Annotated in this window: 27 protein-coding genes; 17 read left to right on the top strand and 10 right to left on the bottom strand. The window is 69.3% G+C overall.

The window, feature by feature from the left end; genetic code table 11:
• Together A9X04_RS00925 and A9X04_RS00920 are read left to right on the top strand one after the other, a co-directional pair.
• Window positions 1-620: RDD family protein (locus tag A9X04_RS00925; RefSeq protein ID WP_067916865.1), on the top strand; the 620-nt coding region annotated here is incomplete at its 5' end.
• Window positions 621-668: 48 nt separating this feature from the next.
• Window positions 669-1,829 (top strand): cystathionine gamma-synthase, encoded by a 1,161-nt coding sequence (locus tag A9X04_RS00920; RefSeq protein ID WP_067916861.1) that lies wholly within the window; start codon window positions 669-671, stop codon window positions 1,827-1,829.
• A gap of 125 nt (window positions 1,830-1,954) precedes the next feature.
• On the opposite strand, the gene greA is transcribed toward A9X04_RS00920, so the two are convergent.
• Both greA and A9X04_RS00910 read right to left on the bottom strand, forming a co-directional pair.
• Complete coding sequence (gene greA / locus A9X04_RS00915; protein ID WP_007168983.1) at window positions 1,955-2,449, bottom strand: transcription elongation factor GreA; 495 nt, start codon at window positions 2,447-2,449, stop codon at window positions 1,955-1,957.
• Between the two features lie 221 nt (window positions 2,450-2,670).
• Complete coding sequence (locus tag A9X04_RS00910; RefSeq protein ID WP_067916860.1) at window positions 2,671-3,105, bottom strand: DUF4307 domain-containing protein; 435 nt, start codon at window positions 3,103-3,105, stop codon at window positions 2,671-2,673.
• A gap of 115 nt (window positions 3,106-3,220) precedes the next feature.
• Here A9X04_RS00910 and mca point away from each other — a divergent pair, with 115 nt between their 5' ends.
• Genes mca through A9X04_RS00890 form a run of 4 tightly spaced genes read left to right on the top strand, consistent with a single transcriptional unit; the run spans window position 3,221 to window position 6,777 of the window.
• Entirely contained in the window at window positions 3,221-4,093 is an 873-nt protein-coding gene (mca, locus tag A9X04_RS00905) for a mycothiol conjugate amidase Mca (RefSeq protein WP_067916858.1), read from the top strand.
• Window positions 4,090-4,395: a hypothetical protein gene (locus tag A9X04_RS00900; protein WP_067916856.1), complete on the top strand. Its 306-nt coding sequence runs from the start codon at window positions 4,090-4,092 to the stop codon at window positions 4,393-4,395. The genes mca and A9X04_RS00900 overlap by 4 nt, the downstream gene beginning before the upstream one ends.
• Window positions 4,382-6,394 carry a thioredoxin domain-containing protein gene (locus A9X04_RS00895; protein ID WP_067916854.1) on the top strand — a complete coding sequence of 671 codons (2,013 nt, stop codon included), beginning with the start codon at window positions 4,382-4,384 and terminating at the stop codon, window positions 6,392-6,394. Before A9X04_RS00900 ends, A9X04_RS00895 begins: the two co-directional genes overlap by 14 nt.
• Window positions 6,395-6,405: 11 nt before the next feature.
• Window positions 6,406-6,777, top strand: coding sequence for a nuclear transport factor 2 family protein (locus A9X04_RS00890; RefSeq protein ID WP_067916852.1), 372 nt, complete (start codon window positions 6,406-6,408; stop codon window positions 6,775-6,777).
• 5 nt (window positions 6,778-6,782) lie between these two features.
• Here A9X04_RS00890 and A9X04_RS00885 read toward each other — a convergent pair whose 3' ends face one another.
• The gene (locus A9X04_RS00885) at window positions 6,783-7,559 is read right to left on the bottom strand and encodes a hemolysin III family protein (protein ID WP_067916850.1); all 777 of its coding nucleotides are present in this window, start codon (window positions 7,557-7,559) and stop codon (window positions 6,783-6,785) included.
• Window positions 7,560-7,722: 163 nt separating this feature from the next.
• Here A9X04_RS00885 and A9X04_RS00880 point away from each other — a divergent pair, with 163 nt between their 5' ends.
• From A9X04_RS00880 to A9X04_RS00870, 3 genes are all read left to right on the top strand, one after another.
• Window positions 7,723-8,511 carry a (2Z,6E)-farnesyl diphosphate synthase gene (locus A9X04_RS00880; RefSeq protein ID WP_067916848.1) on the top strand — a complete coding sequence of 263 codons (789 nt, stop codon included), beginning with the start codon at window positions 7,723-7,725 and terminating at the stop codon, window positions 8,509-8,511.
• A 41-nt stretch (window positions 8,512-8,552) separates the two neighbouring features.
• A complete protein-coding gene (locus A9X04_RS00875; RefSeq protein ID WP_067916846.1) occupies window positions 8,553-9,923 on the top strand; it encodes a hypothetical protein in 1,371 nt (456 codons plus the stop codon).
• A gap of 244 nt (window positions 9,924-10,167) precedes the next feature.
• A complete protein-coding gene (locus A9X04_RS00870; RefSeq protein ID WP_067916843.1) occupies window positions 10,168-10,593 on the top strand; it encodes a hypothetical protein in 426 nt (141 codons plus the stop codon).
• A 16-nt stretch (window positions 10,594-10,609) separates the two neighbouring features.
• Here the strand turns inward: A9X04_RS00870 and coaA are convergent, their stop codons facing one another.
• Window positions 10,610-11,548, bottom strand: a complete 939-nt coding sequence (gene coaA / locus A9X04_RS00865; protein ID WP_067916841.1) for a type I pantothenate kinase — start codon at window positions 11,546-11,548, stop codon at window positions 10,610-10,612.
• Window positions 11,549-11,661: 113 nt separating this feature from the next.
• On the opposite strand from coaA, the gene glyA reads away from it, so the two are divergent.
• From glyA to A9X04_RS00840, 5 genes are all read left to right on the top strand, one after another.
• Window positions 11,662-12,942 (top strand): serine hydroxymethyltransferase, encoded by a 1,281-nt coding sequence (gene glyA / locus A9X04_RS00860; RefSeq protein ID WP_067916839.1) that lies wholly within the window; start codon window positions 11,662-11,664, stop codon window positions 12,940-12,942.
• A gap of 96 nt (window positions 12,943-13,038) precedes the next feature.
• Window positions 13,039-13,866, top strand: coding sequence for an acyl-ACP desaturase (locus A9X04_RS00855; RefSeq protein WP_067916837.1), 828 nt, complete (start codon window positions 13,039-13,041; stop codon window positions 13,864-13,866).
• A 220-nt stretch (window positions 13,867-14,086) separates the two neighbouring features.
• Window positions 14,087-15,388, top strand: a complete 1,302-nt coding sequence (locus A9X04_RS00850; RefSeq protein ID WP_055404939.1) for a PhoH family protein — start codon at window positions 14,087-14,089, stop codon at window positions 15,386-15,388.
• Between the two features lie 92 nt (window positions 15,389-15,480).
• The gene (locus A9X04_RS00845) at window positions 15,481-16,356 is read left to right on the top strand and encodes a polysaccharide deacetylase family protein (protein WP_067916835.1); all 876 of its coding nucleotides are present in this window, start codon (window positions 15,481-15,483) and stop codon (window positions 16,354-16,356) included.
• 85 nt (window positions 16,357-16,441) lie between these two features.
• Window positions 16,442-17,899, top strand: a complete 1,458-nt coding sequence (locus A9X04_RS00840; RefSeq protein ID WP_082962860.1) for an adenylate/guanylate cyclase domain-containing protein — start codon at window positions 16,442-16,444, stop codon at window positions 17,897-17,899.
• Between the two features lie 25 nt (window positions 17,900-17,924).
• Here the strand turns inward: A9X04_RS00840 and A9X04_RS00835 are convergent, their stop codons facing one another.
• From A9X04_RS00835 to glpX, 3 genes are read right to left on the bottom strand one after another with little or no spacing between them, the layout of a single operon-like run.
• Window positions 17,925-18,851, bottom strand: coding sequence for a hypothetical protein (locus A9X04_RS00835; RefSeq protein WP_067916833.1), 927 nt, complete (start codon window positions 18,849-18,851; stop codon window positions 17,925-17,927).
• A 16-nt stretch (window positions 18,852-18,867) separates the two neighbouring features.
• A complete protein-coding gene (locus A9X04_RS00830; protein ID WP_067916831.1) occupies window positions 18,868-20,280 on the bottom strand; it encodes a class II fumarate hydratase in 1,413 nt (470 codons plus the stop codon).
• A gap of 38 nt (window positions 20,281-20,318) precedes the next feature.
• Entirely contained in the window at window positions 20,319-21,371 is a 1,053-nt protein-coding gene (gene glpX / locus A9X04_RS00825; protein ID WP_067916828.1) for a class II fructose-bisphosphatase, read from the bottom strand.
• A 55-nt stretch (window positions 21,372-21,426) separates the two neighbouring features.
• Here glpX and A9X04_RS00820 point away from each other — a divergent pair, with 55 nt between their 5' ends.
• From A9X04_RS00820 to A9X04_RS00810, 3 genes are read left to right on the top strand one after another with little or no spacing between them, the layout of a single operon-like run.
• The gene (locus A9X04_RS00820) at window positions 21,427-22,137 is read left to right on the top strand and encodes a DUF4245 domain-containing protein (RefSeq protein WP_067916826.1); all 711 of its coding nucleotides are present in this window, start codon (window positions 21,427-21,429) and stop codon (window positions 22,135-22,137) included.
• 13 nt (window positions 22,138-22,150) lie between these two features.
• Window positions 22,151-22,948 carry a dienelactone hydrolase family protein gene (locus A9X04_RS00815; RefSeq protein ID WP_067916824.1) on the top strand — a complete coding sequence of 266 codons (798 nt, stop codon included), beginning with the start codon at window positions 22,151-22,153 and terminating at the stop codon, window positions 22,946-22,948.
• Between the two features lie 7 nt (window positions 22,949-22,955).
• The gene (locus A9X04_RS00810; RefSeq protein ID WP_067916823.1) at window positions 22,956-24,491 is read left to right on the top strand and encodes a carboxylesterase/lipase family protein; all 1,536 of its coding nucleotides are present in this window, start codon (window positions 22,956-22,958) and stop codon (window positions 24,489-24,491) included.
• Between the two features lie 7 nt (window positions 24,492-24,498).
• Here A9X04_RS00810 and A9X04_RS00805 read toward each other — a convergent pair whose 3' ends face one another.
• The 3 genes from A9X04_RS00805 to A9X04_RS00795 form a co-directional block, all read right to left on the bottom strand.
• Window positions 24,499-25,611 carry an NAD-dependent epimerase/dehydratase family protein gene (locus A9X04_RS00805; protein ID WP_067916821.1) on the bottom strand — a complete coding sequence of 371 codons (1,113 nt, stop codon included), beginning with the start codon at window positions 25,609-25,611 and terminating at the stop codon, window positions 24,499-24,501.
• Window positions 25,612-25,672: 61 nt separating this feature from the next.
• A complete protein-coding gene (locus tag A9X04_RS00800; protein ID WP_067916819.1) occupies window positions 25,673-25,921 on the bottom strand; it encodes an exodeoxyribonuclease VII small subunit in 249 nt (82 codons plus the stop codon).
• Window positions 25,911-26,307 (bottom strand): exodeoxyribonuclease VII large subunit (locus A9X04_RS00795; RefSeq protein ID WP_304442378.1); only part of this gene is annotated, 397 nt, incomplete at its 5' end. The genes A9X04_RS00800 and A9X04_RS00795, both read right to left, overlap by 11 nt.

Below are 26,307 nucleotides of genomic sequence, written 5' to 3'. Positions count from 1 at the left end.
GTCGTGAACCTGGCCGGGCCACACCCGCACCTCGCCCGGCATGCGGACCGACACCAACCGGCTCCCCGCCGTCCGCGGGCGGGTATGCGCCACCCCCTCCGGGACCGGCGATCCGTACGTTGCCGACGGAGTCCTACACGCCGTGGCTCACCAGGGTGGTGGCGTTCATCATCGACATCCTCCCGTACGCGGTCGTGCACGGAATCGGGACGGGCATCCTCGTCGCGACACAGCAGACGTCGTGCGTCACCGACGTCACGCAGTACGCGGTCAACCAGTACTGCGCCACGCAGAACTCGACCATCGGCATGGCCGCGCAGTGGTTGGCATCGCTGGTGGGCCTGGTCTATCTGATTTGGAACTACGGCTACCGCCAGGGCCTCACCGGATCCAGCGTCGGCAAGTCGGTGATGAAGTTCAAGGTGGTCAGCGAGGTCACCGGCCGGCCGATCGGTTTCGGCATGTCGGTGGTGCGTTCCCTGGCCCACTTCGTCGACGCGATCATCTGCTTCATCGGGTTCCTTTTCCCGCTGTGGGATTCCAAGCGGCAGACGCTGGCGGACAAGATCATGACGACGGTCTGCCTGCCGTTCGACGGAACCGAGGAGCGGCCGAGCTAGTCGTGCGCGCGACCTAGCCGAGGTGGCCGTCGCCTAGGCTGAGCGTCGATGAGCGCCGACCGACACGGACACTTCACCGGACTCGCCACCAAGGCCATTCACGCCGGCTACCGGCCGGACCCGGCGACCGGGGCGGTCAACGCCCCGATCTACGCCAGCAGCACGTTCGCCCAGGACGGCGTCGGTGCGCTGCGCGGCGGGTTCGAATACGCGCGCACCGGCAACCCGACGCGCGCCGCGCTGGAGGCCTCGCTCGCCGCCGTCGAAGGTGGCGGTTACGGGCGCGCGTTCGGATCCGGCATGGCCGCCACCGACTGCGCGCTGCGGGCGATGCTGCGGCCCGGCGACCACGTCATCATCCCCAACGATGCCTACGGCGGCACCTTCCGGTTGATCGACAAGGTGTTCACCCAGTGGGGGATTCGTTACACGCCGGTGGCGCTGTCCGGCCTGGACGACGTCCGGGCCGCGATCACCCCGCACACGCGCCTGATCTGGGTGGAGACGCCGACCAACCCGCTGCTGTCCATCGCCGACATCGCGGCCTTGGCCGAGATCGGCAAGCAGTCGTCGGTAAAGGTGTTGGTGGACAACACGTTTGCGTCGCCAGCGCTGCAACAGCCGTTGACGCTGGGCGCGGACGTGGTGTTGCATTCGACCACCAAGTACATCGGTGGCCACTCCGACGTGGTGGGTGGCGCGTTGATCACCGACGACGCGGAACTGGACGAGGCTTTTGCGTTCCTGCAGAACGGGGCCGGCGCGGTGCCCGGCCCGTTCGACGCCTACCTGACCATGCGCGGGCTGAAGACGCTGGTGCTGCGGATGCAGCGGCACAGCGAAAACGCCGCGGCAGTCGCCGAATTCCTGGCCGAACATCCGGCTGTGAGCACGGTGTTGTACCCCGGTCTGCCCGGCCACCCCGGGCATGACGTCGCCGCCAGGCAGATGCGTGGCTTCGGTGGCATGGTGTCGGTCCGCATGCGGGGCGGCCGGCAAGCGGCGCGGGATCTGTGCGCCCGCACCGAGGTGTTCATCCTGGCCGAATCGCTCGGCGGCGTCGAGTCCCTGATCGAACACCCCAGCGCCATGACGCATGCGTCGACGGCCGGTTCGCAACTGGAAGTGCCCGACGACCTGGTGCGGCTGTCGGTCGGCATCGAGGACGTCGCCGACCTGCTGGCCGACCTCGACCAGGCGCTGGGCTAGTGGCGATCGCGAGCGCGGCGTAGCCGGGCGATGCGGGTCGCCACCATTGGGCTAGTGGCGATCGCGAGCGCGGCGTAGCCGGGCGATGCGGGTCGCCACCATCGATGCGAGGCGGCTGGCGGCCGCTACGAGTGGTAGGGCTCCGCGCTGACCAGCGTGACCTCGACGGTGTTGCCGTTGGGCACGACGTAGCTGCGGGTCTCGCCCACCTTCGCGTCGATCAGCGCGCCGCCCAGCGGTGAGTTGGGCGAATACACCTCGAGCTTGCCGTCGTTCACGCCCTCCTGGCGGGTGGCGATCAGGAACGTCTCGGTGTCCGACTTGTCGCCGTTGTAGTACACCTTGACCACCGAGCCGGGCAGCGCGACGCCGGACTGCTTGGGCGCCTCGCCGACCTTGGCGTTGTTGAGCAGGTCCTGCAGCTGGCGAATCCGGGCCTCCTGCTGGCCCTGCTCTTCGCGGGCGGCGTGGTAACCGCCGTTCTCGCGCAGGTCCCCTTCTTCACGGCGGTCGTTGATCTCCGCGGCGATGACCGGACGATTAGCGATCAACTGATCGAGCTCCGCCTTCAGCCGGTCATGTGACTCCTGGGTCAGCCACGTCACCGAAGTGTCCGTCATCTTGTCGTGCTCCTCGTGTTCTCGTTTTCGCGTAACCGCGTAAGCCTGTTGACCCCGCCGCCGGAGTGATCCGGGTCTTCCTCCCGTGTGCTGCCGATCCGTTCTGCTCACGGCCTTAATGCAGCAATACACGGTCCCATCAGGAACCGTGCATTCACCCATGTTACCACCGCGCAAACAATTGATGACTCCAAATTCGCAGTTCGCCTGTTGTTAAGGGGTCACGCCGGCCGCAGATAGGCGGGCACGTCGGTGCCGCACCCATAGATATCGGCCACCCCCGGGGGTTTGCTGGACTTCACCGTGGTGGTCAGCTGCACCGTGGCCGCATCGGAGGCCGGGACCAGCACTTCGCGCCTGCCCGTTTCGCTACCGTCCTTCGCCCGGACCCGCACGATGCAGTCCACCGGCCGCGACGGATCGGATCGCGTCACGCTGATCGTTACCGACGCGGTCTGGTCGTCGAGCACCCGGTAGCCGACCAGCGAGCCCGTGACGGCGCTCGTGCCAAGCCGGTGGTAGCCGACGACGGCGATTACCAGGCCCGCCGCCACCACCAGTGCACCCAGCCCGCCGATCACCCAGCGCCGGGGCACGCGCGCGCGCCCGGAACGCCCGTAGCGGGCCTCCGGACGCGAAGGAGAGGTTTCGGTCATGCCTGGGTATGCCTTGAGCGGTCGGCCGCCGGCCGGCGGCCGGCGGCATGCAACGATCTGAAGAACTGGAATTATAGGTTCGTATCCGGCGACCAGCAGACCGACAAGGGGGCACGTGAGCGAACTGCGGTTGATGGCGGTGCACGCCCACCCCGACGACGAATCCAGCAAGGGCGCGGCCACCCTCGCCCGCTACGCCGACGAGGGCCACCGGGTGCTGGTGGTGACGCTGACCGGCGGCGAGCGCGGCGACATTCTCAACCCGGCGATGGACCTGCCCGAAGTGCACGGCCACATCGCCGAGATCCGCCGCGACGAGATGGCGAAGGCCGCCGAGATCCTCGGTGTCGAGCACCACTGGCTGGGCTTCGTTGACTCCGGCCTGCCTCAGGGCGACCCGCCGCCCCCGCTGCCCGAAGGGTGCTTCGCGCTGGTGCCGCTGGAGGAGTCGGTCGAGGCGCTGGTGCGGGTGGTCCGCGAGTTCCGCCCGCACGTGCTCACCACCTACGACGAGAACGGCGGCTATCCGCATCCCGATCACATCCGCTGCCACCAGGTTTCGGTCGGCGCCTTCGAGGCGGCCGGCGACTATCGGCGCTTTCCGGATGCGGGCGAGCCGTGGGCGGTGTCCAAGCTCTACTACATCCACGGTTTCCTGCGGGCGCGGATGCAGCTGCTGCACGACGAGGCCGTCAAGCACGGTCACGAACCCCCGTTCAAGAAGTGGCTCGAGCACTGGGATGCCTCGCACGACCCCTTCGAATCCCGGGTCACGACGCGCGTCGAGTGCTCGAAGTACTTCAGCCAGCGCGACGACGCGCTGCGGGCGCACACCACCCAGATCGACCCCGAGCACGATTTCTTCGCCGCGCCCATCGCGTGGCAGCAGAGGTTGTGGCCGACGGAGGAGTTCGAGCTGGCGCGCTCGCGCGTCCCGGTCCGGCTGCCCGAGGACGACCTGTTCGCCGGAATCGAGATCGACGGGTGAACCACCTCCTGATGGCGAGTGTGTTGGCCGACGCCCCGCCCAAGCACACCGGGCCGGATTTCGGCAAGGCCAGCCCGATCGGGCTGCTGATCGTCGTGGTGCTGTTGATCGCCACGTTGTTTCTGCTGCGATCGATGAACAAGCAACTGAAGAAGGTGCCCGACTCGTTCGATCCCAAGCACCCCGAGCCCGACCAGGCCGCCGACGAGGGCACCGACGCGGTCGACGACGCCGACGGACACCCGCCGGGCAGGGCTAACGGATCGGAGCGCTCACCGGGGCCCGGTGATGAGCCCGGCTGACGCCGCGGCGACGAACACCCTCGGGCTGGCCACCAGCCCGTATCTGCGCCAGCACGCCGGCAACCCCGTGCACTGGCAGCAGTGGAACCCGCAGGCGCTGGTGGCCGCGGCCGAACGTGACGTGCCGATCCTGCTGTCGATCGGCTACGCGGCCTGTCACTGGTGTCACGTCATGGCCCACGAGTCGTTCGAGGACGACGAGGTGGCCGCCGCGATGAACGCCGGGTTCGTCTGCATCAAGGTCGACCGGGAGGAACGCCCGGACCTCGACGCGGTGTACATGAACGCCACCGTGGCGCTCACCGGACACGGCGGATGGCCGATGACGTGCTTCCTGACGCCCGACGGCCGGCCCTTCTTCTGCGGCACCTACTACCCGAAAGAGGGCTTCCTGCAGCTGCTTTCGGCGGTGTCCGCCACGTGGCAGCAGCGCCGCGACGAGGTGGAGCGGGCGTCCGACCACATTGCCGGCGAGCTGCGCGCGATGGCGTCCGGGCTGCCCTCCGGCGGCCCCGACGTGGCGCCGGCGCTGTGTGATCACGCGGTCGCCGCGGTGCTCGACGAGCAGGACACCGCGCACGGCGGCTTCGGCGGCGCACCGAAATTCCCACCGTCGGCGCTGCTCGAGGCGCTGCTGCGCCATCATGAGCGCACTGGGTCGGCGGCCGCGCTGGAGGCGGTCGCGCGCACCGGCGACGCGATGGCGCGCGGCGGCATATACGACCAACTCGCCGGCGGGTTCGCCCGCTACAGCGTCGACAACGCTTGGGTGGTGCCGCATTTCGAGAAGATGCTGTACGACAACGCGTTGTTGCTGCGCGCCTATGCGCACTGGGCCCGGCGGACCGGGGATCCGCTGGCGCGCCGGGTCGCCGCCGAGACGGCGCGTTTTCTGCTCGACGACCTCGCCGACGGCGCCATGTTCACGTCGTCGCTGGACGCCGACGCCGACGGCCGCGAGGGCTCGACCTATGTCTGGACGCCCGGGCAGCTCACCGAGGTGCTCGGCCCTGACGACGCCCATTGGGCCGCAACGCTTTTCGGCGTCACGGCGGCGGGCACCTTCGAACACGGGGCCTCGGTGCTGCAATTGCCCGCCGACCCCGATGACCCGCAACGCGCCGGACGGGTCCGGGCCGCGCTGCTGGCGGCCCGTCGCGCCCGGGCCCAGCCCGGCCGCGATGGCAAGGTCGTCACGTCCTGGAACGGGCTGGCGATCACCGCGCTGGCCGAGGCCGGCGTGGCCCTCGGCGAGCCCGAGCTGGCCCGCGCCGCCCGGGACTGCGCAACCGCGCTGCTGGGCCTGCACCTGGTCGACGGGCGGCTGCGGCGCGCCAGCCTCGGCGGGGTTGTCGGCGGCAGCGCCGCCATCCTCGAGGACCACGCGATGCTGGCCACCGGCCTGCTCGCGCTCTACCAGCTGGACACCGACGCGGATTGGCTGGGCGCGGCGGTCGAGCTGCTGGACACCGCGCTGCGGCACTTCGCCGACCCGCAGCAGCCGGGCCGCTGGTTCGACACCGCCGACGACGCCGAGCGGTTGATGCTTCGGCCCGCCGACCCACTGGACGGGGCCACCCCTTCCGGCGCGTCGAGCATCACCGAGGCGCTGCTGACCGCGGCGCACCTGGTCGACGGGGAGCGCGCGGAGCGGTATCTGCGCGCGGCGGCAGACGCCCTGAGCGCGCATTCGGTGTTGCTGGAGCGCGCGCCGCGTTCGGCGGGGCACTGGCTGGCCGTGGCGGAGGCCGCGGTTCGCGGTCCGCTGCAGGTCGCGGTCGCCTGCGATCCGTCGCGGTCTCCGCTGCTGACCGACGCGAGACGGTTGGCGCCCGGCGGGGGGATCGTCGTGGGCGGCGAGAAGGACTCCTCGGCGCTGCTGGCCGGGCGGGACCGGGTGGCCGGCGCCGACGCCGCCTACGTGTGCCGGGGCCGCGTGTGCGACCTGCCGGTCACCACGGCCGCAGACCTCGCGGGGGCGCTGGCCGCCCCACGGTAGCGTGACCTTTCATGCCGAGCGCCCAACACATCACCGACACGGTCAACCGCTACATCGAACTGGTCGCCAAGGGTGGCGCCGACGAGTTGGTCGAGCTGTACGCCGACGACGCCACCGTCGAAGACCCCGTCGGCGGCGAGGTGCGCATCGGCCGCCAGGCGATCCACGGCTTCTACTCCGCGGTCAACGACGTGCAGCGCGAATGCGAACTGGTCACGCTGCGGGTCGCGGGCAACGAGGCGGCCTTCCATTTCCGCCTCACCATCACCGCGGGCGAGCATCGGATGGTGATCGAGCCGATCGACGTGATGGCGTTCGACGAGGACGGCAAGGTCGCCCACATGAAGGCCTACTGGTCACCCGCCGACGTCACGCACCTGTAGCCGGCTCAGTGCAGCCAGGCCTGGTGGCCGACGTAGAACACCGCGAACCACATGGCGATGTAGTGCAGGATCGCCGCGATCGCGGTGAAGGCGTGGAAGAACTCGTGATAGCCGAACGTCCTGGGCCACGGGTCGGGCCAGCGGAGCCCGTAGAAGATCCCACCGATGCTGTAGAACACGCCGCCGACGGCCAGTAAGACCATCGCGGCCACCCCGGCCGTGTGCAGGATCGTCGGGCAGTACCACACGGCCACCCAGCCCAGCAGCAGGTAGAGGGGCACACCCAGCCAGCGCGGGGCCGACGGCCAGCACACCTTGAGCAGGATGCCCGCGGCCGCGCCGCCCCACACGATCCACAGCACCTGCACCCCGGTCTGCTGCGGCATGGCCAGGCGCGCGAACGGCGTGTAGCTCCCGGCGATGAACACGAAGATCATCGAATGGTCGAGCCGCTTCATGCGATTGCGGGCCGCATCGGACTTCCACTGCACCCGGTGGTACGTGGCGCTGACGGCGAACATCGCCACCGTCGCCGCCGCGTAGACCAGCGTCGAATGACCCGCGCGCGGCGAGGAGGCGGCCCACGAGACCGACACCAGCGTGGCGCCGGTGATGATCGCCAGCCACGCGGACACGAAGTGGATCCAGCCGCGCATGCGCGGCTTGGTCAGGACGTGGGCGGCACCCTCGACCAGCTGTTCGACGGTGTTGCCGGGGGTGATGGCCTCGGATTCGCGATCCGAACGCTCCGGATTGGCAGACGTGCTCGTCTGGCTGCTCATGTCTCCTGTGCCTTGTCTTGCAGGTCGGCAATTGCCAGTGGCTGCTCACCGCCAACAGTAATCGGCAATCGTCACGGCATGGTGACTGCCGCCCGGTGACCGGCGCGAAACCGGGCCGAAATCGCAGGGGAATTCGGTGCGGCTCGCAGTAGGCTGAATCTCCGTGGAAATAATCCCGCCGCGTCTCAAAGAGCCGCTGTATCGCGTCTACGAGTTGCGGCTGAGGCAGGATCTGGCCTCCTCCAAGTCCGACCTTCCGCGTCACATCGCCGTCCTGTGCGACGGCAACCGGCGCTGGGCCCGCGACGCCGGCTACGCCGACGTCAGCTACGGCTACCGGATGGGTGCGGTCAAGATCGCCGAGATGCTGCGCTGGTGCCAGGAAGCCGGCATCGAGATGACCACGGTCTACCTGCTGTCCACCGAGAACCTGCAACGCGACCCCGACGAGCTGGCGGGACTCATCGAGATCATCACCGATGTCGTCGAGGAGATCTGCGCGCCGGCCAATCGCTGGAGCGTGCGCACCGTCGGCGATCTGGAGTTGCTGGGCGAGGAGCCGGCCCGGCGGCTGCGTGACGCGGTGGAGTCGACGCCCGTGGTCGCGCCGTTCCATGTCAACGTCGCCGTCGGCTACGGCGGCCGCCGCGAGATCGTGGACGCGGTGCGGGCGCTGCTGAGCAAGGAGCTCGCCAACGGTGCCTCCGCCGAGGAACTCATCGACGCGGTGACCGTCGACGGCATCTCCGAAAACCTGTACACCTCCGGGCAGCCCGATCCCGATCTGGTGATCCGCACCTCGGGGGAGCAACGCCTGTCCGGGTTCCTGCTCTGGCAGAGCGCCTATTCGGAGATGTGGTTCACCGAAGCGCACTGGCCCGCGTTCCGCCGGGTCGACTTCCTGCGCGCGCTGCGCGACTACAGCCGGCGGCACCGCAGGTACGGCAAGTAAACGGCCTCGGCGGTCGGCCGGGCCCGTGACACACTTGGTTCATGGCTGCGCTGTCGGCGGTGGTGTTCACGCTGAGCGGGTGGCTCGGGTTGTACCTGCTGGCCCGCGATCCGCGCAAGCCGGTGCTGGTGATGGCGGCGATCGGTCTGTGCGGTTTCGCGCTGGTGGTCGCGCTGGACGCGGTGCGCAACACCAGCCCTGCCTACGCGCACCTGCTCAGTCGCGTTGAGATCTACCTGGTGGCCGTTCCCGGCGTGGCGTGGTTCGCGGTGCTCGTCGAGCTGTCCCGGCCCAGGGACGGCGGGCGGGCGCGCAGCCGCGAGGTGTTGCTGGTGGCGGGGGTCGGCGCGCTGACCCTGTTCGGGGCGATGCTGGCCGGCAGCGTCGAGGGACCGTTGCGGACGGGCCACTGGCTGATGTTCGCGGTGATCTCGCTGTCCACGTTCGGCGCGATGGCCGTCGCGTTGCGGCAGCCGCGCCGCCCCCGGTCGGCCGTCGGGCTCGCCGTCGTCGCCACCCTGTTCTTCGCGCTCGGCAACGCCATCCTGATCATTCCGCTGGGCCTGGTGCCCAGCTGGGTGGCGCTGGCGTCGACGAGCATCGACGTCCTCTCGCTCGGGCTCGCCGTAGCCCTGTGGGACGCATTCGAGGAGGGCCAGGCGCTGCGTGCCGACATGCTGCGCTCGTTCACCGGCTCGATGGCGGCGGCGGTGTTGTTCGGCGGCCAGGCGCTGGTCGGCCTGGCGGTCACGCGGGACGAGCCCGCCGGGCGGACGGTGCTGGGCGTGCTGTTGTTCAGCAGCCTCGCGATCGCCATCGCGGTGCAGGTGCTGGCCGATCCGCTGGCCGGCGCGCTCGACCGGATGGCGTTCTCGAAGTCGCCCGCGCTGCGGGCCGACCGGGCGGCGTTGCGGCACACCGGGGCGGCGTTGCCATTGCGGTCGGCCGATCCCCTGGTCGACGTCGACGACCAGACCTTCGCCAGGCTCACCCGCCGGGCGCTGGGCCACTACGGCGACCTGACCAAGTTGGTCGCCAGCCCGTTGACCGCGCTGCCGGTCATCGACGAGCGGCTCGCCGCGCGGGGCGCGCCGGACCATCCGCTGGAGCGGGCCAACGAACTCAAGGCGGTCCTCGCTGACGCGATCGGGCGGCTGAAACCCCGCGACGCGGGCGATTTCGGGACCACCGAGCAGTGGCGCCATTACAACTCGCTGTATTTCCCGTACGTAGTCGGCGTGCGCGCGTATGCGCAGAACGCCACCGCCGCCGGACTGGATCCGGTCGCCCGCCAGGCCTGGCATTGGTTGGTCACCGAGGTCCCGCAGCGCTCGCTGCACAACTGGCAGAACGCCGCGGCCCGGCTGATCGCCGCGGACCTGCGCGGGCGGATCCCGGTGCCCAGCGAGTGACTTTGTCGCTCGGAGGCGGGCACGCGGTCGTGTCTTCGCATCTTGTGACTGGTGGGGCAGGTGAACGCCAGACTGGCGTCTGTCGAATAACAAATCGGATTCGTGCTCGCAGAAGGGAATAGCCGGGCCCACACCCTGGTCCTTGTTTCCGTGGCAGTAGTTGGCAGTGCCACGAGTCGATATGGCAGGTGCACCGGTAGCACGCTGATGTTCGACCCAATTCGCCATCGCGAGGAGTAATCACATGATGTCTGCATCTGGCGCACCCGGTCTGGCAACCCGACCCCTCTACGACGCGACCGACTCGCTGTTGCGTTTCGCCATGCGCGCCGACGCCACCTTCACGGGACTGTGCGGTCTGGTCGTCGCATTTCTCGCCGACCCGCTGTCGTCGCTGACGGGGTTGAGCTCGCTGCAGGAATACAGCCTCGGCGCCTTCTTCGTGTTCAGCGGCCTGGCCGTGTTCCTGCTGGCGGCGGCGCCGAACCTGCGCCGCGTCGGAATCGGCGTCGTGGTGGCCAACGTGGCGTTCACCCTGGCAGCGATCGTGGCCGCCGAAGTGCTGCCGCTGTCCGCGACCGGGATCGCCGCCGCGCTGGCCGGCGGCGTGTACACCGCAGCCTTCGCGGGACTGCAGTACCTGGGCCTGCGCCGCCTCGAGACGGCTTGACCGCGGCGGTCGCCGGCTAGAGCTTGCGCAGCCGCAGCCGGTTGATGGAGTGGTCGGCGTCCTTGCGCAGCACCAGCGTGGCCCGGGGCCGGGTCGGCAGGATGTTCTCGACCAGGTTGGGCCGGTTGATGGACCGCCAGATTTCCCGCGCGGCGGCGACGGCCTTGGTGTCGTTGAGGGCCGAGTAGTGGTGGAAGTGCGATTCCGGGTCGGCGAACGCCGTGCCGCGCAGCGACAGGAACCGGGAGACGTACCACTGTTCGATGTCTTCGATCCGGGCGTCCACATACAGCGAGAAGTCGAACAGGTCCGACACCATCAGGGTCGGGCCCGTCTGCAGGACGTTGAGGCCCTCGAGGATCAAGATGTCGGGATGGCGGACGACGTGCTTGGCGCCGGGGATGATGTCGTATTTCAGGTGCGAGTAGACGGGCGCGCACGCGTAGTCGGATCCCGATTTCACCGAGGTCACGAAGCGCATCAGCGCCCGGCGGTTATAGCTCTCCGGAAAACCTTTGCGGTGCATCAGGCTTCGTCGATCGAGTTCGGCGTTCGGGTATAGGAAGCCGTCGGTGGTCACCAAATCCACCCGAGGGTGGTGGTCCCAGCGCGCCAGCAGCGCCTGCAGGACGCGGGCGGTGGTCGACTTGCCGACCGCGACGCTGCCGGCCACGCCGATCACGAACGGCACCGGCCGGTCCGGATTCTGTTGCGGCTCGCCGAGGAACTCCGCGGTGGCGGCGAACAGCCGCTGGCGGGCCGCGACCTGCAGGTGGATCAACCGGGCCAGCGGCAGGTAGACCTCTTCCACTTCCAGCAGGTCGATCTGCTCACCGAGACCGCGCAGCCCGACCAGTTCCTCCTCGGTGAGGGCCAGCGGCGTCGACATGCGAAGCGCGCGCCATTGCTTTCGGTCGAACTCCACGTAGGGGCTCGGCTCGCTAAGCCGCGGCATACTGCAAGTGTCGCAGGGGCGGACGCGCGCCCGACGGCTGGGCTGGCTAAACCATGGCTCGATAGACTGGCCCCGTGACTGCTGCACCCGACGCCCGCCCCTCCACGTCCGTGATGTCTGCGCCGCTCGCCGCGGTCGATCCCGACATCGCCGAATTGCTCGGCAAGGAGCTGGGCCGTCAGCGCGACACCCTGGAGATGATCGCCTCCGAGAACTTCGTGCCGCGCTCGGTGCTGCAGGCCCAGGGGAGCGTGCTGACCAACAAGTACGCCGAGGGCCTGCCTGGCCGGCGCTACTACGGCGGTTGCGAGTACGTCGACGTCGTCGAGAACATCGCCCGGGACCGCGCGAAGGCGCTCTTCGGCGCCGATTTCGCCAACGTGCAGCCGCATTCGGGCGCGCAGGCCAACGCCGCGGTGCTGCAGGCGCTGATGACGCCGGGGGAGCGGCTGCTGGGCCTCGACCTCGCCAACGGCGGGCACCTCACCCACGGGATGAAACTGAACTTCTCCGGCAAGCTCTACGAAACCGGTTTCTACGGTGTGGATCCCGTGACGCACCTGGTGGACATGGACGCGGTGCGGGCCAAGGCCCTCGAGTTTCGCCCGCAGGTCATCATCGCCGGATGGTCGGCCTACCCGCGGATCCTGGACTTCGCGGCGTTCCGGTCGATCGCCGACGAGGTCGGCGCCAAGCTGTGGGTGGACATGGCGCACTTCGCCGGCCTGGTCGCCGTCGGGCTGCACCCCTCGCCCGTGCCGCACGCGGACGTGGTGTCCACCACCGTGCACAAGACGCTGGGCGGCCCGCGTTCCGGCCTGATCCTGGGCAAGCAGGAGTACGCCAAGTCCGTCAACTCCGCGGTGTTCCCCGGCCAGCAGGGCGGCCCGCTGATGCACGTCATCGCGGGCAAGGCCGTCGCGCTCAAGATCGCCGGCACCCCCGAATTCGCCGACCGGCAGCAGCGCACGCTGTCCGGCGCGCGGATCCTCGCCGAACGGTTGACCGCCCCCGACGTGGCCAAGGCCGGTGTGTCGGTGGTCAGCGGCGGCACCGACGTCCACCTGGTGTTGGTGGACCTGCGCGACTCCCCGCTGGACGGCAAGGCCGCCGAGGACCTGCTGCACGAGATCGGCATCACGGTCAACCGCAACGCGGTACCCAACGACCCGCGGCCGCCCATGGTGACGTCGGGCCTGCGGGTGGGCACGCCGGCGCTGGCGACCCGCGGCTTCGGGGATGCCGAGTTTGCCGAGGTCGCCGACGTCATCGCCACAGCGTTGGCCGCGGGGACCGCCGCGGACCTGTCCGCCCTGCGGCAGCGGGTGACGCGGCTGGCCAGGGATTTCCCGCTGTACGGCGGTCTCGAGGAGTGGACGCTGGTCGACCGCTGACCGCGGGCCGGACCGGTTTAGGGACCAAAGTCACCAGTTGTCGCGACACGGCGCAAGCGATTTCACGAACCTGTGTATGCAAGTTACAGTAACCGCATGGCACAGAAACCTGTAGCTAACGCGCTGACCCTGGAACTCGAGCCGGTGTGCGAAGCCAACATGGACCGGCATCTGAGCACCGAGGAACTCTGGTTCGCTCACGACTACGTGCCGTTCGACCGGGGCGAGAACTTCGCATTCCTGGGCGGACGTGACTGGGAACCGTCCGACGCGACGCTGCCCCGGAAGTACACGGACGCCTGCGAGATCCTGCTGCTGCTCAAGGACAACCTCGCCGGCCATCACCGTGAGCTCGTCGAGCACTTCATCCTCGAAGACTGGTGGGGCCGCTGGCTGGGCCGCTGGACCGCCGAGGAGCACCTGCACGCGATTGCGCTGCGCGAGTACCTGGTGGTCACCCGCGAGGTCGACCCGACCGCCAACGAGGAGGCCCGGGTCCAGTACGTCATGAAGGGCTACCGCGCCGACACGTACACGCAGGTCGAAACCCTGGTGTACATGGCGTTCACCGAGCGCACGCACGCCGTCTTCTGCGAGAACCTCGCGGCGCAGCTCGAGGAGCCCATCCTGGCCGGGCTGATCGACCGGATCGCGCGCGACGAGCGGCGCCACGAGCTGTTCTTCTCCAACCTCGTCGAGCACTGCCTGCAGTACACCCGCGACGAGACCATCGCGGCCATCGCGGCACGCGCGGCCGACCTGCAGGTGCCGGGCGCCGACATCGACTCCTATCGGGACAAGCTGCGCAACGTCGCCGATGCGGGCATCTTCGACCAACAGCAGCTGCGGCAGGCGATCTCGGATCGCATCACCGCATGGGGTGTGGCCGACGAGCCCGCCCTCAAGCAGTTCGTCATCGGCTAGCCCGATCTTCGCGCGTGGCGACTTAGTCGTCGGCGCGCCTGCGCTGCTGCGAAGCGGCGACGAGAGTAGCGTCGATCTCGATGGTCAGCGTCATGCTCTGCTGCCAGGGCGGCACCTCCCGTCACCACAACGGAAGGACCGGCCCCGGTCCTGGTGTCGCAGTTCCCGCCGACATGCCTGTGCGGGTCCGCGCGGGCTCATCCCGCTCGAGGAGCGCTACGTGACCGAAATCCGGACCTACGTGATCGACACCTCCGTGCTGCTGTCCGACCCGTGGGCGTGCAGCCGGTTCGCCGAGCACGAGGTGGTGGTTCCGCTGGTGGTGATCAGCGAACTGGAGGCCAAACGGCATCACCACGAGCTGGGGTGGTTCGCCCGGCAGGCGCTGCGTCTGTTCGACGACCTCCGGCTCGTGCACGGACGGCTCGATCAGCCCATTCCCGTTGGGGCGCAAGGCGGCACGCTGCACGTCGAACTCAACCACACGGACCCCGCGGTGCTGCCCGCCGGTTTCCGCAGCGATAACAACGACTGCCGGATCCTGAGTTGCGCCGCCAACCTGGCCGCCGAGGGCAAGCGAGTCACGTTGGTCAGCAAGGACATTCCGCTTCGCGTCAAGGCCGCCGCCGTGGGGCTGGCCGCCGACGAGTATCACGCGCAAGACGTGGTGGCCTCCGGGTGGTCGGGGATGCGGGAGATCGAGACGGCCACCGAGGACATCGACGCGCTGTTCGCCGAGGGCGAGATCGATCTGGCCGAGGCGCGAGACCTGCCCTGCCACACGGGTATTCGCCTGCTCGGCGGCAGCTCGCACGCGCTGGGCCGGGTCAATGCCGACAAGCGGGTTCAGCTGGTCCGCGGCGACCGCGAGGCGTTCGGCCTGCGGGGCCGTTCCGCCGAGCAGCGGGTGGCGCTCGACCTGCTCCTCGACGAATCGGTGGGCATCGTCTCGCTGGGCGGCAAGGCCGGCACCGGGAAGTCGGCGCTGGCGTTGTGCGCGGGCCTGGAGGCCGTGCTGGAACGGCGGACCCAGCGCAAAGTCGTGGTCTTCCGCCCGCTGTACGCCGTGGGCGGCCAGGAGCTGGGCTACCTGCCCGGCAGCGAGAGCGAAAAGATGGGTCCCTGGGCGCAGGCGGTCTTCGACACGCTCGAGGGCCTGGCCAGCCCGGCCGTGCTCGAGGAGGTGCTGTCCCGCGGCATGCTCGAGGTGCTTCCGCTGACCCACATCCGGGGCCGCTCGCTGCACGACTCGTTCGTCATCGTCGACGAGGCCCAGTCCCTGGAGCGCAACGTGTTGCTGACGGTGTTGTCCAGGCTGGGCGCGGGGTCGCGCGTGGTGCTGACGCACGACATCGCCCAGCGCGACAACCTGCGCGTCGGCCGGCACGACGGTGTCGCCGCGGTGATCGAGAAGCTCAAAGGTCACCCGCTGTTCGCCCACATCACCCTGTTGCGCAGCGAGCGGTCACCGATTGCGGCGCTGGTGACCGAGATGCTCGAGGAGATCGCCGGACCGCAGTGACGCGCCTCGTGGGCCGCGAAACTGTATTCCGCGACGCCTCCACTCGCGAAACACGTCGCTAGCTGCAGTCTCGCGGTGGGTAGGCTCTTACCGTGCCGAAAAGACCCGACAACCAGGCCTGGCGCTATTGGCGCACGGTGGTCGGTGTCGTCGCGGCCGTCGCCGTGCTGGTGATCGGCGGACTGACCGGTCACGTGACGCGCGCCGACAACCTCAGCTGCGCGGTGGTCAAGTGTGTGGCGCTGACCTTCGACGACGGGCCCAGCCCATTCGATGCCCGGTTGCTGCAGATCCTGAAGGACAACGACGCCAAGGCGACGTTCTTCGAGATCGGCAACAAGGTGGCGGCCAACCCCGCGGGGGCCAAGCAGGTGGCCGACGCGGGGATGGAGATCGGCAGCCACACCTGGGAGCACCCCAACATGGCGACGATCCCACCGGAGGACATCGCGCCCCAGTTCGCCAAGGCCAACGACGCGATCACCGCCGCCACCGGGCGGACGCCTTCCATCTACCGGCCTGCCGGCGGACTGTCCACCGACGCGGTCCGGCAGACCGCCGCCAAGTTCGGGCTCGCCGAAATCCTCTGGGACGTCATCCCTTTCGACTGGGCGAACGACTCGAACACGGCGGCGACGCGGTACATGCTGATGACCTACACCAAGCCGGGTTCGGTGGTGCTGTTCCATGACACCTACTCGAGCACCGTCGACCTGATCTACCAGTTCATCCCGGTGCTCAAGGCCAACGGCTACCGGATGGTGACGGTCAGCGAACTCCTGGGCCCCCGGGCGCCGGGCAGCAGCTACGGCAGCCGCGAGAACGGGCCACCCGCGAACGAACTCCACGACATCCCGCCCGGCGACATCCCGACGCTGCCCAACACGTCGTCGCCCAAGCCGATGCCCAACTTCCCGATCACCGACATCCCGGGCCAGAACTCCGGCGGGCCGAACAACGGTGCCTAGCACGGGCTTGCGGGCACGCGTGGCCACTCGGCTGGGGAAGTGGCGCCCGCAAGCGCCGGTGGGGCAGCGAAAGTCCGCCCGCCGGTTGGCGATCGAATACGGGGCCGACCTCGCGTGCTCGTACGTGCTGGCCGTCGTCGAGGCGGCCGCTATCCTGATCCCGCTGCGCGGCCACACCTCCGTCGCGGCCAACGTCGACTTCGCCCAAACCAATCCGGCGGCGGTGGTGGCGCTCGTTCTGCTGGGCATCGCCGCCGTCGCGTCCGCCGGCGTCCTGAGCATCACCCCGACGCTGCGTTGGTACGCGTCCGGGGCCGAACCCGACCAGCAGCAGCGGGAAATCGCGCTGAAGCTGCCCGGGCGCCAGTCGGCCATCCTGTTCGGGGCATGGGCCGCCAGCGGTGGCATCTTCATGCTGCTCAATCTCGGTGGCGGGGCCCAGCTGCTGCTGCCCATTGCGCTCGGCGCGCTGCTGGGCGGGCCGGCCGCCGCCGGTACCGCGATGCTGCTGGCGCAGCGCGTCCTGCGCCCCATCATGCGCGCCGCCACCCTGGGCTGTGAGCCACGGTTGGCCGTGCCCGGGGTGTACGCGCGTCTGGTCCTGCTGTGGTTCTTGTCCAGCGCCTTCCCCATCGGGGTGATCGCGACGCTGGTCGTGCTTCGCTCCTACGGATGGCTGATCGAGAAGTCCGCGTCGCTGGATGTCCCGATCCTGGTGGTCGCGCTGGCCGCGCTGGTGCTCGGGCTGCCGACCATGATCTTGACGGCGCGATCCATCTCCGACCCGCTGGGGGAGGTCGTCGACGCCATGGCGGAGGTCGAGCGCGGCCGCATAGGAACCTACGTCGGGGCATATGAACGGTCCCAGATCGGGCGTCTGCAAACGGGATTCAACCGGATGGTGGCCGGGCTGGCCGAGCGGGAGCGGTTGCGCGACCTGTTCGGGCGCCACGTCGGGACCGACGTCGCCCAGCGCGCCCTCGAGGAGGGCGCAACACTGTCGGGAGACGTGGTCGAGGCGGCGGTCCTCTACATCGACCTGGTGGGTTCGACGCAGCTGGCGGAAAGCCGTCCCCCGCAGGAGGTCGCCGAGGTTCTCAACGACTTCTTCCGCATCGTCGTCGGCACCGTCGACGAAAACCGGGGGCTGGTCAACAAATTCGCCGGGGACGCCGCGCTGGCCGTCTTCGGGGTGCCGCTACCGGCCGGCGAGCCGGCGTCGGCGGCCTTGGCCACCGCCCGCGCCTTGGGCGCCCAGCTGCGCCGGCTGCCGGTCGATTTCGGCATCGGCGTCTCGGCCGGCCCCGTCTTCGCCGGCAACATCGGCGCCGAGAACCGCTATGAGTACACGGTGATCGGCGACGCGGTCAACGAGGCCGCCCGGCTGGCCGATCTCGCCAAGACCGCCGACCGGCGCATCCTGTGCGCGGCGGCGGCCATCGAGCGGGCCGGCGAAGCCGAGGGAAGGCATTGGGCGGAGTGCTATTCCACCGTCCTGCGGGGACGGTCCGAAGCCACCCACGTCTCGGCGCCGGCCGGCTAGCTTGGACTGGCCGCCGGGAGCCGGCTCAGGACTTGTTGACCTTGAGCGCGGCGATGATCCGCCCGATGATGTCCGCCGACGCGGTGTCACCGATGGGCGTGCTGCCGATGAAGACGGTGGCCGGCTTGGTGTCGACGGCGATGACGGTGACGGAGTCGCCCTTGACGTTGCGGCTGGGGTCGGCGATCGTGACGTCGGCGTCCGCGCGGGCGGCCTTGGTTCCGTCGACGGTGATCGACGAGGTCTTCGTCGGGCCCAGCGTCGGCGACGCGTTCGCATAGCCCGGCCCGTTGGCGATGCACTGCAGCAACTTCGACGCCTGGGCGGTGACGTCCATGCTGGCCGCGAAGTTCGTCACGCCCACCTCGGCCGTCATCATCCACTGATTGGCGCCCGGCACATCCTGGGCGACGCCGACCGCTCCGATGAGGTTCGGGTCCTGGTCGTCGGAGAACACCGTCCAGTTGGGGGGCACGGCAGAGGCCGGGAACGACAGCTTGCCTGCGGTGATCGAGTCCGTCCTGGGCATCTCGCCGCCGGACACGTTAGGGGTGCAATCGGTGGCGGTCTGCTGACCCCTCGGCTGGCTGGCGGTGGTGCTGGACGTCGAGGGCGCGGCGGTCGGGGACTTGCCGTGGCTGCCGCCCCGCATCACGATCAGGGTGGCCACCAGCGCGATCACGGCCAGGACGACCAGACCACCGATGATCAGCCACGGCAGCTTCGAGCCGGGGCCGCCCGGTGGCGGCCCGGGTGGATAGGGCCCGGGCGGGAACTGCTGCCCGGCATGCGGATACCCCGGCGGTGGATACGGGTAGGGGCCGGTCGGCGGGTACGGTTGCGGGCCGCCCTGCGGCTGGCCTCCCCAATACGGTTGCTGCCCATACGGGTTGCCGTAGGGACCCTGGCCGTAGGGGCCCTGATCGTAGGGGCCGCCGGGCGGAGCCGTCATCGCTGCACCACCCCGCCTAGGCTTCCGGCTTGACCTTGGCCATCGCCAAGACGTCCAGGCGGCGGTCCAGCTCTTCCTCGGACAGCTTGTCGCCGATCAGGCCGCGGTCGATCACGGTCTGGCGAATCGTCTTGCGTTCCTTGAGGGCCTGCTTGGCCACCGCGGCCGCCTCCTCGTAGCCGATCGCCGAGTTCAGCGGCGTCACGATCGACGGCGACGACTCGGCCAGCTCGCGCAGGTGATCGACGTTGGCCCGCAGCCCGATGATGCATCGCTCGGCGAACAACCGCGACACGTTGGTCAGCAGCTTGAACGACTCGAGGACGTTGCGGGCCATCATCGGGATGTAGACGTTGAGCTCGAATGCGCCACTCAAACCACCGACGGCGACCGCCGCGTCGTTGCCGATCACCTGCGCGGCCACCTGCGTAACCGCTTCCGGCAGAACAGGATTCACCTTACCCGGCATGATCGAGCTGCCCGGCTGCAGGTCCGGCAGCTGGATCTCGGCCAGCCCGGTCAGCGGGCCGGATCCCATCCAGCGGATGTCGTTGGCGATCTTGGTCAGCGACACGGCGATGGTGCGCAGCGCGCCGGAGGCCTCGACCAGGCCGTCGCGCGCGGCCTGCGCCTCGAACGAGTTGGCGGCGGTGCGCAATTCGCCAAGACCGGTGGAGGCGATCAACGTCTCGACCACCTTGGTGCCGAAGCCGTCGGGGGCGTTGAGGCCGGTGCCGACCGCGGTGCCGCCGATCGCCAGCTCGCCCAGCCGCGGCAGGGTGGCGCGCACCCGCTCGATCCCCGCCTCGATCTGGCGGGCGTAGCCGCTGAACTCCTGGCCCAGGGTCACCGGAACGGCGTCCATCAGGTGCGTGCGGCCCGACTTGACCACTGTGTGCCACTCGCGGGCCTTGCCGGCGAGCGCGTCGTGCAGCACCTCCAGCGCCGGGATCAGGTGGCGCACCGCGGCCTCGGTGGCCGCGATGTGCGTGGCGGTCGGGAAGGTGTCGTTGGACGACTGCGACATGTTGACGTCGTCGTTGGGGTGCACCGTGACACCGTTTTTGGCCGCGATGCTCGCGATCACCTCGTTGGTGTTCATGTTCGAGCTGGTGCCCGAACCGGTCTGGAAGACGTCGATGGGGAATTGGTCGTCGTGCAAGCCGTCGGCGATCTCGGCGGCTGCGGCGATGATCGCGTCCGCCTTCTCCGGCGCCAGCAATCCGAGGTCCTTGTTGACTTGTGCGCAGGCCCCCTTGAGCAGACCCAGCGCGCGGATCTGGGTGCGCTCCAAACCGCGGCCCGAGATCGGGAAGTTCTCCACCGCGCGCTGGGTTTGCGCGCGCCACAACGCCTTTGCGGGCACCCGGACCTCGCCCATGGTGTCGTGTTCGATGCGGTATTCGGTATCGGTGGCATCAAAGGCCATAGGTAACTGTCCTTGTCGTTTCAGGCGTGATTCTCGGTCTAGGGCAGGGGATAGGCGGCGGTGCTGTCCCCGGTGAAGTCGATGGCGGAGTACTCGTTGAGTTTCGAGAGCCGGTGGTAGGCCTCGATCATGCGCACGGTGCCCGACTTCGACCGCATCACGATCGACTGCGTCGTGCAGCCGCCGGGGTAGTACTGCACGCCCTTGAGCAGGTCGCCGTTGGTGACCCCGGTGGCGCAGAAGAAGACATTCTCTCCGGACACCAGGTCCTCGGTGGTCAGCACCCGGTCGACGTCGTGGCCGGCGTCGATCGCCTTCTGGCGCTCCTCGTCGTCCTTCGGCGCCAGCTGCGCCTGGATCGCGCCGCCCATGCAGCGGATGGCGGCGGCGGCGATGATGCCCTCCGGCGTGCCACCGATCCCGGCCAGCATGTCGGTGCCGGAGAGGTACCGGCAGGCCGAGATCGCCCCGGCGACGTCGCCGTCGGTGATCAGCCGGATGCGCGCCCCGGTCGCCCGGACGTCCTCGATCAGCTGGGCGTGCCGGGGGCGGTCCAGGATGCACACGGTCATGTCCCGCACGGACAGGTTCTTCGCCTTGGCGACCGCGCGCACGTTCTCGGAGATCGGCTGGGTGATGTCCAGCACATGGGCCGCCTCGGGCCCGACGGCGATCTTGTTCATGTAGAACACGGCCGAAGGGTCGAACATCGCGCCGCGCTCGGCCACCGCCAGCACCGAGATCGCGTTGGGCATGCCCTTGCTCATCAGCGTGGTGCCGTCGATCGGGTCCACGGCGAAGTCGCACTCCGGGCCGTCGCCGTTGCCGACGTCCTCGCCGTTGTAGAGCATCGGCGCGTTGTCCTTCTCGCCCTCGCCGATCACCACGACGCCGCGCATCGACACCGTGTTCACCAGCTCGCGCATCGCGTCGACGGCCGCGCCGTCGCCGCCCTCCTTGTCGCCGCGGCCCACCCAGCGGCCGGCGGCCATGGCACCGGCCTCGGTCACCCGGACCAGTTCCAGGGCCAGGTTGCGGTCCGGGGCTTCACCACGTGGCCGTCCGGATGGGCCGTCGCCCTCAACTGTCATGGTTGGTGATTGTCCCAGAAGCGGATCGGTCTGCTGGAACTGGGATACTCGGGGGATGACCGAAGAGTCGCCGCTGAACGCCAGCTCGGACGCCCCCGTCACGGGCGAGCCGGCCTTGGTGGCCGGGGCCGTGCCGGGGCCCGTTCCACGGCCCGCCAAACCGCGGTTGTTGCAGGACGGCCGCGACATGTTCTGGTCGCTGATGCCGTTGGTGCTCGGCTGCATGCTGCTGGCGGGCCTGGTGGGCATGTGCTCGTTTCAGCCCGGCAACCACCAGGGTGTGGTGCCGTCCTACGACGCGGCAACAGCTCTGCGGGCCGATGCCGCGACCCTCGGCTTCCCCGTCCGGCTGCCCAAGCTGCCCGCCGGCTGGCAGGCCAACTCGGGCAGCCGCGGCGGCATCCAGGGCGGCCGCACCGACCCGGCGACCGGTCAGCGGGTGAACGCGCCCACCTCGATCGTCGGCTACATCAGCCCGACCGGAATGTATCTGAGCCTCACCCAGAGCAACGCCGACGAGGACAAGCTGGTGGGTTCGATCCATTCCTCGGCGTATCCGGCCGGAACGGTCGACGTCGCGGGGACGAACTGGGTGGTCTACAACGGCGCCGGCCAGAGCGGGGCGGACGCGGAGCCGGTGTGGACCACCCGGCTCACCGGCCCGTCCGGCGCCACCCAAATCGCGATTACGGGTGCCGGAAACACCGATCAGTTCCGTACGCTGGCTTCGGCGACGCAATCCCAACCGCCGCTCCCCCCGCGCTGAGGAAGGGCCGAGTGTGACTGCACCCCAAGCGGATCTGTCCGGATGGTCGGTGGCGCCGTTCACCGGCGGCGGCTACACCCATGACGTCTACCGCAAGGGCAGCGGGCCGGGCGTGGTCCTGATCCCCGAGATCCCCGGAATCCATCCCGGCGTGCTGGCCCTGGGCAATCATCTGGTGGACAACGGCTTCACCGTCGCCATGCCGTCGCTGTTCGGCGAGCCGGGCAGGGCCAAGACGGTCGGTTATATCGCCGCGAGCATCAGCCGGGCGTGCGTGGCAAAGGAATTCGCGGCGTTCGCGACGAACAAGCAGCGGCCCGTGTCGTTGTTCCTGCGGGCGCTGGCGCATGACCTGAACGCGTCGACGCCGGGCAAGGGGGTCGGCGTGATCGGCCAATGCTTCACGGGCGGCTTCGCGCTGGCCGCGGCGGTCGACGACGCCGTCCTGGCCCCGGTGCTCTCCCAGCCGTCCGTACCGCTGCCGCTGGGTCGCGCGCGCCGCCAGGATCCGGGACTGAGCGAAGCCGAACTGGCCACCGTGGCCGAGCGCGCAGCGAACGACGGCCTGTGCGCGATGGGCCTGCGGTTCAGCGAGGACAGCGCCGTCCCCCGCGAACGCTTTGCGGTGCTCAAACAGCGACTGGGCGACGCGTTCGAGGTGATCGAGATCGATTCGAGCCCGGGCAACGTGGGCGGTTTCGGCAAGATGGCGCATTCGGTGCTGACCGACGAGGTTCGCGAAGTCGACGGACAGCCGGCTTACGAGGCCCGCAAGCGGGTGATCGAGTTCCTCACCCAGAGGCTCACCTAGGCACCGCATGCCGAGTGACACTCTCGTCGTCGACACCGGCTACGGCCCGGTCCGGGGCGCGGACCTCGGCCACGCCCGAGCCTGGAAGGGCATCCGCTACGCCGCGCCGCCCGTCGGCGACCTGCGGTTCCGGGCGCCGCAGCCGCCCCAGCGGTGGACCCAGGTCGCCGACGCCACCCGCTACGGGCCGGCCTGCCCGCAACCCGTCTTTCCCAACATGCCGCTCGACCTGGGCGCGCCGCAGGGCGAGGACTGCCTCCGGCTGAACGTCTGGGCGTCGTCCGGCACCCAGCCGGGTGACCGCAAGCCGGTGATGGTCTGGCTGCACGGCGGGGCTTACGTCCTGGGCTCGGGCAGCCAGGCGTTGTACGACGGTCGCCGGTTGGTCAGCGGCGGCGACGTCGTCGTGGTGACGGTCAATTACCGCGTCGGAGCGCTCGGTTTCATGGACCTGTCGTCATTCACCACCTCGCGGCGGCGGTTCGATTCCAACGTCGGACTGCGCGACGTGCTCGCGGCGCTGACGTGGGTGCGCGACAACGTCGCCGCGTTCGGCGGGGATCCCCGCAACGTCACGCTGTTCGGCGAATCCGCCGGTGCGGGGATCGTGACGACCCTCCTGGCCTGCCCGGCAGCCGAGGGCCTGTTCGCCCGCGCGATCGCCCAGAGCTCGCCGGCCACGTCGGTGTACGACCGGCGCAGGGCGGAGCGGGTGGCCGAGACGGTCCTCGAGCGGCTCGACGTCGATGCGGACCGGTTGCCGACCGTGCCCACCGCGGTGCTGCTGGCCGCCTCCCAAGAGGTCTTCGACGAAGTGCCCGTGCGTAATCCGGGGATTCTGGCGTTCGTCCCGATCATCGACGGCGAGCTGCTGGACGACTACCCGGTCAAGCGAGTGCAGGAGGGCCGCTCGCTTCCCGTCCCGTTGATCATCGGCACCAACCGGCACGAGGCGGCGCTGTTTCGGTTGATGCGCTCACGGCTGATGCCGATCACCCCCCGCGCGATCACGTCGATGTTCGATCAGATCGCCGCCGAACAACCCGACCTGCAACTGCCCACCGAGGAGCAGATCGGGTCGGCCTATTCGCGATTGCGGCGCAGGGCAAGGAGTTTGAGCATCGCGACCGACGTCGGGTTCCGGATGCCGTCGGTGTGGCTGGCCGAGGGGCACTCCCGCGTCGCCCCGGTGTATCTGTACCGTTTCGACTACGCGACCCCGCTGCTGAAGCTGCTGTTGGTCAACGCCGCTCACGCGACCGAGTTGCCTTATGTCTGGGGCAATCTCGGCGGTCCGAAGGACCCCACACTGAAGCTCGGCGGTGCCGCGACCGCCAAGGCGGTGTCCAAGAGAATGCGGACGAGGTGGGTAAACTTCGCCGCACGGTCAGAGCCCGCGGGTCCGGACGGCGAGCCGGACTGGACGCCCTACCGCGCGGCCGATCGCGCGTGCCTGATCATCGACAAGCGTGACACCGTCGCGTGCGATGTCGACGCACGCATCCGCGCCGCGTGGGGCAGTGAGATGGTGGGCTTTCGGTAAGGGCGGGTCAGACCGTCGGCTTGGCGGCGGTATTGCCTTGTTGCGCTTCGTCCTTCATGCGCCGGAACATGTCGACGTAGTACGGCAGGCATTGCGACATCGCCTGCTCGGTGGTGAACAGCGGCTCATAGCCGAGGTCGCGGCGCGCCTTGGCGATCGAGAAGTAGTTGTCCAGATACAGCCGCTCGACGGCCAGCGGCTCGAGCAGCGGAGCGGGTATGCCGAATCGGAAATGCAGCCGCTGCCAGCCGGTCATCGCCGCGCGGACCATCGGGCCGTTGACCCGGACCCGGGGCCAGCTCACCCCGCAGGCCTCGACCACCGGCCGCGCGAACTCGAACATGTTGATGGGTTCGTCATCGTTGATGAAGTACGCCTGGCCGGGAGCGGTGCCCCCGGGGACGAGGTGCTCGGCGGCCAGGATGAAGCCGTGAATCAGGTTGTGCACGTAGGAGTTGTCCAGGCGCGCCGACTTGCGGCCGATCAGCACCTTGACGTGGCCTGCGATCACGCTATCGAACAACCGGCGGAACATCGTCTGGTCCCCGCGGCCCCAGATGCCGCTGGGCCGGATCGCACACGTCAGCATCCCGCCAACACCGTTCTGCGACAGCACGAATCGCTCGGCGACGACCTTCGTCTCGGTGTACAGGTCGTTGAACCGGTCGGTGTAGGGCAGGGTCTCGTCCCCGCCGGGAATGTTCTGGCCGCCCATCACGACGCTGTTGGACGAGGTGTAGACGAATCGCTTCACCCCGGCCGCCTGCCCGGCGTGCACGAGGTTTTCGGTGCCGCCGACGTTGACCGCGAAGCTGCGCTGCCGGTACGCGTCGGTCACCGACGCGCCGCCCATCAGGTCGATGATCGCCGCGGTGTGGAAGACCGTGTCGATGCCGTCCACCGCTTGCGCGCACACCGCCGTGTCGGTGATGTCCCCCTCGAGCACCTCCAGCTGCGGGTGCGGTGCGAGCGGTGACGGCGCACGGTCGAACGACCGCACCCGATACCCGCGGTCCAGCAGTGTGGTGACCAGGTTGGCGCCGACGAACCCGGAGCCGCCGGTGACCAGGACGGGGCCGAGTTCGGTGGTCAGTGATGCATCAGCCATGGGCCGCAGCATAACTGAAACGTGTTCCAATTTGAAAAAAAGTCACGGCTCAAACTTTCGTTGAATGGCCAAATCAGGCGTCGTCCGGCTGGCCGGCCGCGAGCGCATCCTCGATCCGCTTGCGGGCGCCAGCTAAGTGCTCCTCACAGCGTCTTGCGAGTTCCTCGCCCCTTTCCCATAGCGTCAGCGACGCATCTAGATCCAGGCCGCCCTGCTCCAGCTGACGGACGACCTCTATCAGCTCGTCACGGCACGCTTCGTAGCCCAGGCTACTAATGGGCGTAATTGACTGGTCTCCTTTGTCGGGCACTTTATCGGCCATCGGTCGGCCCCTCGCTCACGGCGGCGACCGCGCCGTCGGCAACCCGGACCCGCAGCCGGCTGCCCGCCGGGGCATCGGCCGTCGACCGCAGCACCACCGGCGGCCCGGAGGCCGGCACCGCCTGCACCACGGCATAGCCGCGGGCCAGTGTCGCCGCCGGGCCCAGCGTCGCCAGCCGCGCGCTGAGGTGACCGACGCGCTCCGTCTCGGCGGCGGCCAGGCGGGTGATGTCGCGGCGGATCGCCGAGCGGGCGCGGTGGATCTCGTCGGCGCGCGCCGTCAGTGCGCTCAACGGTTCGGCGAGCACCGGCCGGCTGCGGACCTGGGCCAGGGCGCGCTGTTCGCGAGACACCCAGTTGCGCAGGGCCTGCGCGCTTCGCCGGCGC

Source organism: Mycobacterium sp. E3247, assembly GCF_001667785.1.
Taxonomy (GTDB): Bacteria; Actinomycetota; Actinomycetes; order Mycobacteriales; family Mycobacteriaceae; genus Mycobacterium.
Note: the sequence above shows the minus strand (reverse complement) of the source record. Positions and strands in the feature narration are given on the sequence as shown.

What these genes read in the sequence shown, in the direction of transcription:
- A9X04_RS00920 (WP_067916861.1), top strand. Translation starts at nt 669, where the DNA reads ATGAGCGCCGACCGACACGGACACTTCACCGGACTCGCCACCAAGGCC.
- greA (WP_007168983.1), bottom strand. Translation starts at nt 2,449, where the DNA reads ATGACGGACACTTCGGTGACGTGGCTGACCCAGGAGTCACATGACCGG.
- A9X04_RS00910 (WP_067916860.1), bottom strand. Translation starts at nt 3,105, where the DNA reads ATGACCGAAACCTCTCCTTCGCGTCCGGAGGCCCGCTACGGGCGTTCC.
- A9X04_RS00895 (WP_067916854.1), top strand. Translation starts at nt 4,382, where the DNA reads ATGAGCCCGGCTGACGCCGCGGCGACGAACACCCTCGGGCTGGCCACC.
- A9X04_RS00890 (WP_067916852.1), top strand. Translation starts at nt 6,406, where the DNA reads ATGCCGAGCGCCCAACACATCACCGACACGGTCAACCGCTACATCGAA.
- A9X04_RS00885 (WP_067916850.1), bottom strand. Translation starts at nt 7,559, where the DNA reads ATGAGCAGCCAGACGAGCACGTCTGCCAATCCGGAGCGTTCGGATCGC.
- A9X04_RS00875 (WP_067916846.1), top strand. Translation starts at nt 8,553, where the DNA reads ATGGCTGCGCTGTCGGCGGTGGTGTTCACGCTGAGCGGGTGGCTCGGG.
- A9X04_RS00870 (WP_067916843.1), top strand. Translation starts at nt 10,168, where the DNA reads ATGATGTCTGCATCTGGCGCACCCGGTCTGGCAACCCGACCCCTCTAC.
- coaA (WP_067916841.1), bottom strand. Translation starts at nt 11,548, where the DNA reads ATGCCGCGGCTTAGCGAGCCGAGCCCCTACGTGGAGTTCGACCGAAAG.
- glyA (WP_067916839.1), top strand. Translation starts at nt 11,662, where the DNA reads ATGTCTGCGCCGCTCGCCGCGGTCGATCCCGACATCGCCGAATTGCTC.
- A9X04_RS00855 (WP_067916837.1), top strand. Translation starts at nt 13,039, where the DNA reads ATGGCACAGAAACCTGTAGCTAACGCGCTGACCCTGGAACTCGAGCCG.
- A9X04_RS00835 (WP_067916833.1), bottom strand. Translation starts at nt 18,851, where the DNA reads ATGACGGCTCCGCCCGGCGGCCCCTACGATCAGGGCCCCTACGGCCAG.
- A9X04_RS00830 (WP_067916831.1), bottom strand. Translation starts at nt 20,280, where the DNA reads ATGGCCTTTGATGCCACCGATACCGAATACCGCATCGAACACGACACC.
- glpX (WP_067916828.1), bottom strand. Translation starts at nt 21,371, where the DNA reads ATGACAGTTGAGGGCGACGGCCCATCCGGACGGCCACGTGGTGAAGCC.
- A9X04_RS00820 (WP_067916826.1), top strand. Translation starts at nt 21,427, where the DNA reads ATGACCGAAGAGTCGCCGCTGAACGCCAGCTCGGACGCCCCCGTCACG.
- A9X04_RS00810 (WP_067916823.1), top strand. Translation starts at nt 22,956, where the DNA reads ATGCCGAGTGACACTCTCGTCGTCGACACCGGCTACGGCCCGGTCCGG.
- A9X04_RS00805 (WP_067916821.1), bottom strand. Translation starts at nt 25,611, where the DNA reads ATGCTGCGGCCCATGGCTGATGCATCACTGACCACCGAACTCGGCCCC.
- A9X04_RS00800 (WP_067916819.1), bottom strand. Translation starts at nt 25,921, where the DNA reads ATGGCCGATAAAGTGCCCGACAAAGGAGACCAGTCAATTACGCCCATT.